Raw genomic sequence first — 13,053 nt, forward strand, 5'->3', positions numbered from 1 at the left:
ACGGATGAAAAGCCAGTCTGATCGTTGAACGTGCTGTCGGCGGTCGCCAGCACCGCCGGTAATGGCGATTTTTGTGCGGTTATTCGGCACTAAAGCTGAAGCGGCAGCGGAATGGGACTAAGCTGAATGATTCGTAATGCGTTGAAAGTGAGTCTGTATATGCTGTTCCGCCGCTTCGAAAGATTGATCAATATTTTCCAGGATGCTCCCAGCGAGGCGCCGCCAGATCAGGTGTGGGCTTTCTATTATTATTATCTGCGTCAGGTGTGGCGCAGCTTTGCCGCGTTGCTGGCCGTCGGGCTGGTCGCTTCACTGATAGAGGTGGCGCTATTTAGCTATCTGAGTCGTATTATCGATCTGGCAAACAGCTCTTCACCCGCCACCCTGTTTAGCGATCACTGGCCAACGTTGTTGTGGATGGCGTTTGTCGCGCTGATCCTGCGCCCGGTCTTTATTGGCCTGCACGACCTGCTGGTAAATCAGAGCATTAACCCCGGAATGACCAGCATGATCCGCTGGCAAAATCATAACTATGTTCTGCGCCAGAGCCTGAATTTTTTCCAGAATGATTTTGCCGGGCGTATTGCGCAACGCATTATGCAAACCGGTAATGCGCTGCGTGATTCCGCGGTGCAGACGGTGGATGCGCTGTGGCACGTGCTGATTTATGCCGTGACCTCTCTGGTGCTATTCGCGCAAGCCGACTGGCGCTTAATGGTGCCATTGATTATCTGGATCTGTGGCTATATCGCGGCCATGCGCTACTTTGTGCCACGCATTAAAGCACGCTCGGTGGCGTCGTCCGATGCGCGATCCAAACTGATGGGCTGCATTGTGGATGGCTATACCAATATTACAACCCTGAAACTGTTTGCACATACCGATCTCGAACAGCGCTATGCGCGCGAAGCAATCCAGGAGCAGACGGAAAAAATGCAGCTGGCAACGCGCATGGCGACCAGTATGGATGTGACCATCTCAACGCTGAATGGTCTGTTGATTGTTGCCACCAGCGGTATGGCGCTATGGCTGTGGACGCAGTCGCTGATTAGCGTAGGGGCGATTGCGCTGGCAACCGGGCTGGTGATCCGTATTGTGAATATGTCCGGCTGGATTATGTGGGTGGTCAACGGCATTTTTGAGAATATCGGTATGGTACAGGATGGCCTGAAAACCATTTCGCAGCCGATTAGCGTCGCCGATGAGCCGGATGCTGAGGCGCTGCGGGTTGATAGCGGCGCCATTCATTTTGACCAGCTACGCTTCGATTACGGCGGCAGCCGCCAGGTGATTAACGGTTTTGATCTGCAGATTAAACCTGGCGAGAAGATTGGGCTGATTGGTCCCTCCGGCGCCGGTAAATCGACGCTGGTTAACCTGCTGATGCGCCTGTATGACATTAACGCCGGTCGCATACTGATTGACGGCCAGGATATCGCCCGGATCAGTCAGCACAGCCTGCGGGCGCAGATCGGCATGATTACCCAGGATACTTCGCTGTTGCATCGCTCGATTCGCGATAACTTATTGTATGGTAATCCTGACGCCAGCGAAGAAGCGCTGCTGACGGCGATCCATCGGGCGCGCGCAGACGAATTTATTCCACAGCTCTCCGATCCCCAGGGGCGGACCGGGCTGGATGCGCACGTTGGTGAGCGCGGCGTTAAGCTCTCCGGTGGCCAGCGTCAGCGTATCGCCATCGCCCGCGTGCTGTTAAAGGATGCGCCGATCCTGGTGATGGATGAGGCTACCTCGGCGCTGGATTCGGAAGTGGAGGCGGCGATTCAGGAGAGCCTGGAAACCCTGATGCAGGGTAAAACCGTCATCGCCATTGCGCACCGCCTGTCGACGATTGCGCAGATGGATCGCCTGGTGGTACTGGAGAAAGGTGAAATTGTTGAAATGGGCAGCCATCGCGAACTACTGGCGAAAAACGGCCTGTATGCGCGTTTATGGCAGCATCAAACCGGTGGCTTTGTTGGCCTCGATTGAGGGTAGTTACCCCGGGTAAATAGAGTATCGGCTGTACGAAATTAATGCAATTTGTCTCTGTGGTGGTAAAATCACCTCCAGACATGGAGGACGAATGATGACCAAATATCGTATGCCAGCACTAACTCCAGATGATATTCGTAGTATCGCTAAATATGCCATTGCGAGTGTTGCGGCGAAAAAAATTGTCACTGATAAACGCATCCGTGATTTTAGTCCTGCCGGCACAGATCAGCAGCTGGCTGCCTATGAAACTCTGCTCGCTCAGGGCAGAGAATATCTGAGAGAAGCCTTTATCAAAGTACGGAAAGCCTGATAATTTTAACTGTTTACGCCCCTTACCTCCGGGCGTTTTAACTTTTTGGTGAAATATGGAGCCGCTACCAAAAAAATGGGTCTTCATGGAGCTGGTAAATGATCCTAATGATCCGGAGCAGTTGGTTGCTTACGCGATTTACAAAGCCGACAAAGATGACCACGCTAAGCAGTGCCGTATCGTACGCCGCATGACAGAAGAGCAAATAACTACTGAACTTGCGCGTTTCCACGATGCCATTGTGCATTCTGAACGGCAGCTTAATGGGTATCGTACTAAAGCCAAAAGCATCGTTGACCAGCTTATTGTTAGCGTCAGCGAGCGCGCCACTCTCAGCTGTGATCAGCTCCTTGCCAGCCATCAGCAACAGCATCAGAAAGAATTAGCTGAACTCTGGTTAAAGTGGGGTGAACGGGCGGCGAATTACAGCGACCATCTGATAAAACGGCACTGGTTCAAAAACTTACTTATCCGGGTTGCAAGATGGATTGGCGGCGGCCTTTCCAGCCTGTTAGCCACAGCTTTCTCAACCTTGTTGATCGTTGGGACACTCTCCCTGTTTAAGCCAGATGTGCGTGATTTAGCTCGCGAGGCGTTAAAAGGTATTGTCGGGACACTTATTCCGCAAAAGCCGGGTTTCCCGGCTATCGTTAAGCCTGATGCTATGCCCAATTAACGGTGGCTTTGTTGGCCTCGACTAATCTCCTTTACGATACGGTAGCGCATCGCGTGCCTCATCCATCCAGGCGCTGACGCCGGCGCGCTCCTGATCGAGAAAATCAGCGACCGCCGCGCGTAAGCCAGCATGTCGCAGGTAGTGCCAGGACCAGGTCAGCATCGGCTCAAAACCGCGAATCAGCTTATGCTCTCCCTGGGCGCCGGCGTCAAAACGTTTTAATCCGGCGGCAATGGCGTAATCCATCCCCTGGTAAAAGCAGGTTTCGAAATGCAGGCGATCAAACTCGGCCACTGCGCCCCAATAGCGGCCGTAAAAGGTGCTGCCGCTGACCAGGCTAAAGGCCATCGCCACCGGCTGTCCGCGCAACAGAGCCAGCACCACCCGAATATTTTCCGGCATCCGTTCCGCCAGCAGGCTGAAAAACGCCCGCGTCAGATAGGGGCGCTGTCCGCGTACGGCATAAGTATTGGCATAGCAGGTATAGATAAAATCCCACTGGCTTTCCGTCACCTGCGCGCCTTCCAGCCAGCTAAATTCAATGCCGGACGCCGCTACCTGCTCGCGCTCTTTGCGCAGCTGCTTGCGTTTGCGCGACATCAGCGTATCGAGGAAGTCCTGAAAATCGCGATAGCCGCGATTATGCCAGTGATACTGACAACCATGGCGTGCCAGCCAGCCAGGCTGCGTTGCCAGCAGGCTGTTCGCCTGCGCGTCAGTAAAGTTGATATGCGCGCCCGACAATTCCTGCTGCTGCAAAAAGTCCGGTAATTGTGCCAGTAGCTGCGCGACGGCATCGCTATCCCCTAACAAGCGGGCGCCGCTCACCGGGCTGAAAGGAACTGCCGCCAGCCATTTCGGGTAGTAAGCGATGCCGGCACGATGGCAGGCGTCGGCCCAGGCGTGATCGAAAACATATTCACCGCGTGAGTGGCTTTTACGGTAGCCGGGGATTGCCGCCCGCAGTTGCCCCTGATGGTGCCAGAGCAGATGTTCCGGCTGCCAGCCGCTGTGCGGACCGAGGCTTCCACTCTGTTCCAGCGTGGCGAGAAAGGCGTGACGCAGAAAGGGATTATCATCCACCAATAGCGCATCCCACTGGGCGGCGGGTAATGCTGATAACGATGACAGGCGGGTAACAGACATCAACAGACTCCGTTGGTGATGACAATCGAGTGTAATGCAAGTTAACAGAAGCGATCCGTTGTGATCTTTACATGAATTAACGCGGTTATCTACTGAAGAAACTTTGCTCATGCGCCGATAGTAAGCTCATAAGATTAATGAGGATGCTAAGGAGAAGGAGCGTGATCAAACTTATCCCTACACAAGAGCTGCAGCTGGGGATGTATATCCATAAGCTGGGCGTGTTCTGGATAAAGCATCCTTTGATTTGCAATCGGCTGTTGCTGACCGATCCACGCCAGATCGCCGCTATTTCTGAATGCGGTATCGAGCAAGTGTGGATCGATCTGGAAAAAAGTGTGATGCCGAAACCGGCTGAAATCGTGATGGGTAGCGAAAACCGGTCAATAGCACCTGCGCCGCTGCCGGGCTCATTTCTCAATGAGCTGGCGCAGGCGAAGTATATTTGTCAGCAGGGCACCTCGCAAGTCAAGGATATGTTCGGCGAAGCGCGCTTAGGCCAGATTATTGACGTTAACGGCACGATGTCGTTGGTGGAGGAAATTACCGGTTCGATCGATCGCCACCCTTCGGCGCTGATCAGTGTGGCACGTCTGAAGAATCATGATGACTATACCTATCTGCATTCGGTGGCGGTCTGCGCGCTGATGATCGGGCTGGGGCGACGGCTGCAGCTGGATGACCAGCAGGTACGGCTGGCCGGGATGGGTGGGCTGCTGCATGACTTAGGCAAAGCTACCGTACCGCTGGATATCCTCAATAAGCCGGGAAAACTGACGGAAGCCGAGTTTGAGCAGATGAGGAAACATCCGATCACTGGCGCCGAAATGCTGTTTAATGCCGGCGCCGGCGATGAACTGATCGATATTGCGCTGCATCACCATGAAAAATTCGACGGTTCCGGCTATCCGCACGGTCTGAAGGGCGAGAAGATCAGCAGCTTTGCCCGTATGGCGGCGGTTTGCGATGTGTACGACGCGGTGACCTCCAACCGTGCCTATCGTGATGGCTGGAATCCGTCAGAGGCGATGCACCGTATGGCGAACTGGAACGGCCATTTTGATCAGACGTTTTTCTACGCTTTCGTTAAATCGGTGGGCATCTACCCGGTTGGCACGCTGGTACGTCTGGTCTCCGGTCGTGTGGCAATGGTGGTGGAGCCGGGTGAAAAATCGCTGCTGCGTCCGAAGGTTAAGGTATTCTGGTCACTGATTAGCGCGCGCGCTATTCCGGTGGAAACCATCGATCTCGCCGACGGTTTCAGCTGCGACAGTATCGTCTCACCGGAAGATATCGCGCAATGGCAACACATTAATTTCAGTGAGGTATGGATGACGGAGTAGCTGGCGGCGTTTGTACCTCTGGCTGGTGTAGTTTTAGCGCCATGGCGCTGGCCGGATCGAACAGCGACAAACTCTCGATCTGATCGAGCAGGATCACTTTACGAAAAGCCATTGCTGATTTCGGTTGTGAATTCAGCGTGATCCCTTGATCGGCGTACCAGGCACTGTAGTTATGCTCGACACACAGTTCGAACGACTTACCGTTGCGGTAGCCACTCAGCATCGGGATCAGTACCACGTTGTTAGCGGAGGTATTATCAAACGAGGCAGTCTGAATCATACCGATATAAATACGTCGCGATTTCAGGGTAATCCATGCCAGCTCACCCTCTTCCATACACTGATAGAGTAAGCCTTCGACACCGTTAGCGCGGGTCAGACGTTTATACAGTTTTTGTCTGCCACTGCTGCTCAGCCGGGCGCTACCCGCCCAGTTTGAACGGTACAGACAGAACATCACGGCAAATGTCAGCATCACCACCACCGGCGCCTGAATGCCGAGGAAACTCCAGTTCATAAATTCAATCTGGTAATGATGGTGTTCCGCACCGGCTAGCTGCGGCAAGGCGTTTAAGCTGGCAGAAACCATCAGTAGCACCAGCCAGATCAGACCGGTGGCGATCACCCCCTGCAGAACGAAAATACAGCCATATAACGCCACCAGAAAGTAGACATCCCAGCCGAAGGTGCGTTTGATTTTGAAGCGGGTTGACAGGTCGCGGCTGGTATACCAGTAACCGCATACCATCAGTACCATAAATATCGCCGTTCCCATGCTATGCCCTCTTTAGCGCGTTAACGTGATGGTCAAAATCACGTTGCACCTCATCACTGAGGATATTGACCGTTGCGTTACCATCTTCATCAATAATAATGCGTTCACCATCGGCGATGGACTCTTCGATATCGCTACGGCTGAGGACCTGCAGCAGTTTTTCCGGGCTGGAAAACAGGGAACTGATCAAGCGGAACATATAAGCATTTCTCCTTAATTTGCCTTAAGTGTAGAAGTTGTACACCATCCCGGCAGGGAGAAGATTCTGCATTTGCGGTGGGGATTGCCCGGGCAGTACGCCAACTGGCCGGGCGGGAGTAAGGTGATCAGAAGTCGATGCTGGCCTTCAGCACCACTTCACGCGGGTCGCCGATCGCTACGCGCAGATTGCCGCCGCTGGAGGGGTAGTAGGTTTTATCAAACAAGTTCTTCACGTTCAGCTGCCACTTCACCTGATAGCTATTAATCGGCGTAGTCCAGCCAACAAAGGCATCGGCGACGGTGTAGTCACTCAGCGTAAAGCTGTTTGCCGCATCGCCCGGGCGACTACCGACATAGCGCGCGCCAATACCGGCACGCAGATCGTCAGTGGCCAGTAAGCCGGTGTGGCCGAAATCCCGGGTCAGAAACAGTGCTGCGGTATGGCGCGCGACGTTGGTCAGACGGTTTCCGTTGTTATCCGGATCGGACGTGACGCGTGCGTCGGTATAGGCGTAGCTACCGATCAGGCTCAGTGACTCGCTAAGCTTACCGGCCATATCCAGTTCAATCCCCTGCGAGCGCACTTTACCGGCGGTGCGCGTAACGCTCTCGCCATCAACCAGCTCGCTGACCATCACATTGCGTTTGTTGATATCAAACAGCGCCAGGGTACCGGTAACACCTGCCGGTAAATCGATTTTGGCCCCCACCTCATACGCTTTGCCCACTTCCGGCGGCAGCGCATCAATCTGGGTTGCAATCGAGGTATTAGGCTTAAATGATTCGGTATAGCTGGCGTACAGACTGGACCAGCTGTTGAGGTTGTAAACCACGCCGGCACGTGGCACCAGGCGGCTGTCAGAACTCTCGGTATTGGTCACAAACGGACGCCCTTTACCGGACATCACAGCAAAACTGTCGTAGCGTAAGCCGCCAATCAACAGCCAGTGCTCATTGAGACGCATGGCATCTTGTATAAACAGGCCGCGGCTGTCGATATTTTCCCGCTGATCGCTGTCTTTGGCGCTGACGGCGCTGGAAGAGGGCATCTGGTCATAGATGGGATCATAGATATTAAAGCTGCTGTCGATAGTTTTGCTGCCACGGATCATATCGCCCCGAAAGGTGCGATCCGCTTCGTAGTCAAAACCGGACAGCAGCTGATGATTAATGCTGCCCCAGTTGATATCGCCATTCAACGTCAGCTGAACCATCTGCGAGCGGCTTTGTGCATCGGCAGTGGCATCCGCCTGGCGCGTTAAGAGGCCGGTATCGGCATCGAACGCGGTGGCGCGCGCCTGATTATCGCTGTAGCGGTTACGGTTAAAGGCGTAAGTGAGATGTGAAGTCCAGTCGTCGCTGAGCTCCTGATCAATCTGGAAGGTCAGGGTATCCTGATCGCCGCGGGTGGCGTTATAGCGCTCATCGAAACGGCGCTCGCGTGGCGTATTAACCGGCTTGCCGGTATTGGGGTCGATAATCGTACCGCGATCGAAAGGCGTCAGGTACTCCATATGTTCCCACGCCATGCGCACGGTGGTGGTCTCGCCATACCACATCAGTGAAGGGGCGATCACCGTCTGGCGGGTACGGCCAAAGTTACGCCAGTAATCGGTTTCATCATGGTCAACAATCAGGCGTCCGGCGAATCCGGAAGTGCCGAGCGGGCCGGTAACATCCAGCTGCCCGCCGCCGCCGCCAAAACTGCTGGTGCGTCCTTCCAGATGGGCATGGGGCGTCAGCTGCGGCTTTTTACTGATGATATTGACCAGCCCACCGGGTTCATTCATGCCATACAGCATCGAAGAGGGACCTTTCAGCACTTCAACGTGCTCACTGGTTGGCGTAAAGTTGCGCGCCTGAATTGAGCGGATACCATCGCGCAAAATTGAGCCGTCGCGGTTGTCGCCAAAGCCTCGTTTAATCACCGCATCCTGGGTGCCGCCAAGGGTGTTGGACTGGGTGATACCGCTAACGTAATACAGCGCCTGATCGAAATTATCGGCGCCCTGATCTTCCAGTACCTGGTGCGGCACCACGGTGATATTTTGCGGCGTATCGATAATTTTAGCGGGGGTGCGTGTGGCGGTGGTGCTGGTATGCGGCTGATAATCCTGCGTGCTTTGATCGCTGCTACTCTGACTGACCACCATGGTTGACTCTTCAGCCTGGCCGATCACGGGCAACAGTAGGCTGCCGAGCAGGCAGCCGGTAATTTTTTTCATTGTGGTAACTGACTCCAGAAGGTCCCTGAGAAATCCAGCGGTAAAAACTGCTGGTAAAGTTGTTGCATGGTTTGTTGCGGATCAATGTCGGCAAACAGTTGTGGATAGAGGGCTTTGGCGAAAAACTCGGTTGCAACCACGTGATAGGGGCTGAGGTAGAAGTTGTGCCACAGATCCCAGGCGCGCCCCTGTTTTACCGCCGTCAGCTGGCTGAGAATCGGCTGCGCCTGCATGATTTGCTGAAAACTTTGTTGCGCCTGCTGCGCGCTCACCTGTGGGCCAAGCTGCAAGGTTTTCGCCTTTGCGGCGGGACCCGCCATTCCGGTAGCGATATAGACCTGCGGGTTAGCGGCCAGCACTGCTTCCTGATTTAACTCGCCAAATACCCCTTTCACCAGCGGAGCGGCAATATTGTCGCCACCGGCAAACGCCAGTAGCTGACCGAGATTGCCATTGACTACGGTGGTGCAGCAGGTATCGCGACGGCCTAAATGCAGATGCAGCATCACCCGGGTTTTTGGCCCCTGCCAGGCGTCGATACGCTGGCGGATACGGTCCATATGTTGCTGATAAAAAGCAATAAAATTGCGTGCGCGCTGCTGCTGATTTAGCACCTCGCCTAATATCTGAATACTGGGGACGGTGTTTTGCAGCAGATCGACGCGCAGATCGACGGTGACCACCGGGATGCCTGCCTGCTGCATCAGTTGTCTGAAACTGACCTCTTCACTACCGGTTTTCGCCAGCCGCGGCAGGATCACCAGGTCGGGTGACAGTTTCAGCACGCTCTCGGCATTCATCTCGCGCAGACTGCCCGAACCCAGCTGGGTAATTTGATTAATCTGCGGGAATTTTTTCTGATACAGCGACCAGGTTTGCGCATCGTATTTGGCCATATCAGCGGGCCAGCCGACGATACGTGCCGCCGGATAGCCCGGCTCCAGCAGGGCCAGGGTGTACAGCATGCGGCTTTCACCCAGCACAATACGCTGCGGATTATCAGGGATTTCAACCTGTTGACCATTAATATCGGTGATCTGTCTGGCGAGAACGCCATTACTGACTATCAGCAAGAGAAAAAGCAAAACACGCATGGCGGTTATCACTAAAGGAAAAGAGAATGATAATAAAAATCACTCATGGTCTCAATGATTATGCGGCTTCACACTCTGGCCGGTTGTGAACGAGAGTGAATTAAGACTTTCCGTAGCGGTTTTTTTGCTAACAACGCACGGTTATTGACTACGCTGATTCAGGTGTTCGGTTGTTTATTTTTTAGGCAAACTGTTTATCAACCTGATGATGTTAAGGAGTGGCTATGCATGCGGAACAAAGACTTATCCTTGATGACGGCACGGAACTTTATTACAAAGACTGGGGTAACGGACAGCCGGTGGTATTTAGTCACGGCTGGCCGCTCTCCTCCGATGCCTTTGAAGATCAGATGTTTTTCCTCGCCGCAAACGGCTATCGGACCATCGGCCTCGATCGTCGTGGACATGGGCGATCTTCACAGCCATGGGAAGGGCATAACCTCGATCAATATGCTGATGATATGGCCGCGCTAACCTCGGCACTCGATCTGCACGATGCGGTGCATGTCGGCCATTCAACCGGCGGTGGTGAGGTGGCGCGCTATATCGGGCGACACGGCACAACGCGCGTGGCGAAAGCCGTGTTGATCAGCGCGATCACCCCGATCATGGTAAAAACCGAATTCAATCCTGAAGGCGTGCCGCCGGACGTGTTTGACGCTATTCGTGCCGGGGTGAAGGACGATCGCTCGGCTTTTTTTAAACAGCTTACGCTGGCGTTCTATGGCTATAACCGCCCCGGCGCCGTAGTGTCTGAAGGGGTACGTGACAGTTTCTGGCTGCAGGGAATGCAGGGTTCGCTGAAAGCGCTTTATGACTGTGTTAAAGCTTTTTCGGAAACCGACCTGCGGGAAGATTTAAAGAAAATGACCATCCCGACGCTGGTGATCCACGGTGACGATGATCAGATTGTTCCTTTTGCCACCTGCGGCAAGGCCGCCGCCGCCATGTTGCCCGACGGACAGCTGAAAGTCTATCCGGGCGGATCGCACGGTATCTGCACCACGCATAAAGATCAGATCAATGCCGATCTGCTGGCGTTTATTCGCTCCTGATCTGGCAATAGCGGCCACCGGGCAGGGATGATCGGTGGCGGTCTATTGTGGCTTATGTTGTTCCGCCGCCGCCTGCTTGCGGCTCTGACGCCGGTTTTCCAGCGGCGTAACGGTAATGCCGTGCACCACGATACTGGCGACTACCAGCGTGAAAGCCATATCGATCATGCGATGAGCTTCTGCCCCCGTTAGCCCGTGCAGTGTCGCGAAAGCAATATAGTTAATACTGCCAATACCGCGGATCCCCAACCAGCCGATTAATATCCGCCGCTCCAGCGGGATGCTGGTGCCGATGGTCGCCAGATATACCGATGCCGGGCGAATGAACAGAAACAGTATCGCCGCCAGCAGTAAGCCGCTTAAATTCCAGTGCAGCGCCAGCGTGGCTCCCAGCATCAGCACCATGGCGGCCGCCAGTAAACGCTCAATGGTATCGCCGAAAGATAAGGCATCCCCCACCACCAGACCGACTGATTTGGTCAGACCGGGGCCGGTATGCAGATGGCGCTGATGAATATTGACCAGACTTTCCGCCGGCGGCAGGCGATCGTCATCCGGCTGGTTTTCCGGCGGGTTACGGGTCGTGACCCGCAGTTCGGCGCGGCGCAACCCGACGCCGGCGGCAAAAGTCGCGAGGAACCCGGAGGCATCCAGCGCCTGAGCCGCGGCATAACTCAGCGCAATGAGCGCCAGCGCGAGGAAGTCGTTAGGGGCAATATCCTGATTGGCGCTGCGCAAATGGGTCGCCAGCACGCCGATCAGACGACCAAGAACGAAACCAATGGTGAGGCCACCGGTCAGCGCCCAGAGCACATCCAGCGCTGCCCAGTGGCTGAACATCGCCAGTGACAGCGGTTGTTCGCCCACTATCAGCATCGCCGCCAGCATCAGTAACGGCAGTGCAGAGCCATCGTTCATCCCTGCTTCACTGGACAGCGCCACGCGCAGTGAGTCATCGTCGCGGGCATCATTGACCGAAATCAGGCTGGCCAGTACCGGATCGGTAGGCGCGACAATCGCGCCAAAAGCCAGCGCCAGTGGCCAGGAGAGATGCGCCAGAAAATGTGCGGCGACCGCGACGCCCGCCACCGTCAGTAACATCGCCGGGAACGCCAGCCGCAGACCAATGCGCCAGTCTGGCGCCTTCAGCGGCAACCGTAGTTTAAGACCGGTAATAAACAGCGAAGCCGCCATAGCAATTTCGGTAATATGCGAAGCCACGGTAGCGTGTCTGACGATATCGATTGTCAGCAGATTCAGCACCCAGGGGCCGCAAATAATCCCGGCTGCCAGATACAAGCCAAAAGAGGTCACCGGGCCCCGATGGATCCAGCCGGAGGCTAAAGACATTAGCAGTAGCAGAGCGCCAATTGCCGCGGTCCAGCCGAGAAAATCCATACACAAGCCCCCTGCAGCATAGCCAATGAAACGATTACTGTAAGCCTGGCATATTGCTGCGCGGGTGTGAGGTATTGCCGGACAAAGGTGGCGGAAAGCCGCTTACGGACGCGAGATTGTCAGTTTCGCAGGTAAAGGGAGGTAAATTTCCGCTTCTGACACGCTATTCGCCTTGAAAAAGGGCAGAAACCATCAGTTATACTGTCGGCTGGTTAACTCTGAAGTGGATGCTATGGAACGTTTTGCAGAAAATCTTATCTACGCCTCACGCTGGCTGCTGGCGCCGGTGTATATCGGCTTATCTCTTGGCTTGCTGGCACTGGCAATCAAGTTTTTTCAGGAAGTCCTCCATCTGTTGCCCCAGGTGCTGAGCATTGCCGAGAATGATCTGGTACTGGTGCTGCTGTCATTAATCGATATGACGCTGGTGGGGGGCTTACTGGTGATGGTGATGCTGTCAGGCTATGAAAACTTTGTCTCAAAGCTGGATATTGCTGAAAACAAAGAGAAGTTAAGCTGGCTGGGCAAAATGGACTCCAGCTCGCTGAAAAATAAAGTCGCGGCATCGATTGTCGCTATCTCGTCGATTCATTTACTGCGGGTGTTTATGGATGCCAAAAACATCGCCGACAATAAGCTGATGTGGTACGTGATTATCCACCTGGCCTTTGTGCTGTCAGCATTTGTGATGGGGTATCTGGAAAATATGTCAAAAAAAGGTGCGGAGAAATCGCTGTAAGCGGTAACGCCTGCCATCGCTGATTCTGTTTTCATCCAGGCGGCATCAATGCCGCCCGGTAATGCGTCCGGCCCCCGATCAGATTCTACCCTG

The 13,053-nt window shown here is 54.5% G+C and carries 12 protein-coding genes; 6 read left to right on the forward strand and 6 right to left on the reverse strand.

Annotated elements, in window-relative coordinates; genetic code table 11:
- Positions 1-159 precede the first annotated feature (159 nt).
- The 3 genes from JWF83_RS03880 (at position 160) to JWF83_RS03890 (ending at position 2,984) form a co-directional block, all read left to right on the forward strand.
- Complete coding sequence (locus JWF83_RS03880; RefSeq protein WP_413649165.1) at positions 160-1,992, forward strand: ABC transporter ATP-binding protein; 1,833 nt, start codon at positions 160-162, stop codon at positions 1,990-1,992.
- Between the two features lie 94 nt (positions 1,993-2,086).
- Complete coding sequence (locus JWF83_RS03885) at positions 2,087-2,308, forward strand: hypothetical protein (protein WP_413648813.1); 222 nt, start codon at positions 2,087-2,089, stop codon at positions 2,306-2,308.
- 55 nt (positions 2,309-2,363) lie between these two features.
- The gene (locus JWF83_RS03890; protein WP_413648814.1) at positions 2,364-2,984 is read left to right on the forward strand and encodes a hypothetical protein; all 621 of its coding nucleotides are present in this window, start codon (positions 2,364-2,366) and stop codon (positions 2,982-2,984) included.
- Between the two features lie 21 nt (positions 2,985-3,005).
- Here JWF83_RS03890 and JWF83_RS03895 read toward each other — a convergent pair whose 3' ends face one another.
- Complete coding sequence (locus JWF83_RS03895; RefSeq protein ID WP_413648815.1) at positions 3,006-4,130, reverse strand: GNAT family N-acetyltransferase; 1,125 nt, start codon at positions 4,128-4,130, stop codon at positions 3,006-3,008.
- A 161-nt stretch (positions 4,131-4,291) separates the two neighbouring features.
- On the opposite strand from JWF83_RS03895, the gene JWF83_RS03900 reads away from it, so the two are divergent.
- Positions 4,292-5,473, forward strand: coding sequence for an HD-GYP domain-containing protein (locus JWF83_RS03900; protein ID WP_413648816.1), 1,182 nt, complete (start codon positions 4,292-4,294; stop codon positions 5,471-5,473).
- Here JWF83_RS03900 and JWF83_RS03905 read toward each other — a convergent pair.
- From JWF83_RS03905 to JWF83_RS03920, 4 genes are all read right to left on the reverse strand, one after another.
- Positions 5,448-6,248 (reverse strand): hypothetical protein, encoded by an 801-nt coding sequence (locus JWF83_RS03905; protein ID WP_413648817.1) that lies wholly within the window; start codon positions 6,246-6,248, stop codon positions 5,448-5,450. The two genes, JWF83_RS03900 and JWF83_RS03905, sit on opposite strands and share 26 nt — an antisense overlap.
- Position 6,249: 1 nt before the next feature.
- Entirely contained in the window at positions 6,250-6,447 is a 198-nt protein-coding gene (locus JWF83_RS03910) for a hypothetical protein (protein WP_413648818.1), read from the reverse strand.
- 127 nt (positions 6,448-6,574) lie between these two features.
- Entirely contained in the window at positions 6,575-8,602 is a 2,028-nt protein-coding gene (locus tag JWF83_RS03915) for a TonB-dependent siderophore receptor (RefSeq protein ID WP_413649166.1), read from the reverse strand.
- 68 nt (positions 8,603-8,670) lie between these two features.
- Complete coding sequence (locus JWF83_RS03920; RefSeq protein ID WP_413648819.1) at positions 8,671-9,768, reverse strand: ABC transporter substrate-binding protein; 1,098 nt, start codon at positions 9,766-9,768, stop codon at positions 8,671-8,673.
- 224 nt (positions 9,769-9,992) lie between these two features.
- On the opposite strand from JWF83_RS03920, the gene JWF83_RS03925 reads away from it, so the two are divergent.
- Positions 9,993-10,823, forward strand: coding sequence for an alpha/beta fold hydrolase (locus JWF83_RS03925; protein WP_413648820.1), 831 nt, complete (start codon positions 9,993-9,995; stop codon positions 10,821-10,823).
- Positions 10,824-10,865: 42 nt separating this feature from the next.
- Here the strand turns inward: JWF83_RS03925 and JWF83_RS03930 are convergent, their stop codons facing one another.
- Positions 10,866-12,221, reverse strand: coding sequence for a cation:proton antiporter (locus tag JWF83_RS03930; protein WP_413648821.1), 1,356 nt, complete (start codon positions 12,219-12,221; stop codon positions 10,866-10,868).
- Positions 12,222-12,453: 232 nt separating this feature from the next.
- On the opposite strand from JWF83_RS03930, the gene JWF83_RS03935 reads away from it, so the two are divergent.
- Positions 12,454-12,960 carry a TIGR00645 family protein gene (locus tag JWF83_RS03935; protein ID WP_413648822.1) on the forward strand — a complete coding sequence of 169 codons (507 nt, stop codon included), beginning with the start codon at positions 12,454-12,456 and terminating at the stop codon, positions 12,958-12,960.
- The last annotated feature ends 93 nt before the right edge of the window (positions 12,961-13,053 follow it).

The sequence above is a fragment of the Pantoea sp. B65 genome, assembly GCF_047308185.1.
Taxonomy (GTDB): Bacteria; Pseudomonadota; Gammaproteobacteria; order Enterobacterales; family Enterobacteriaceae; genus Erwinia.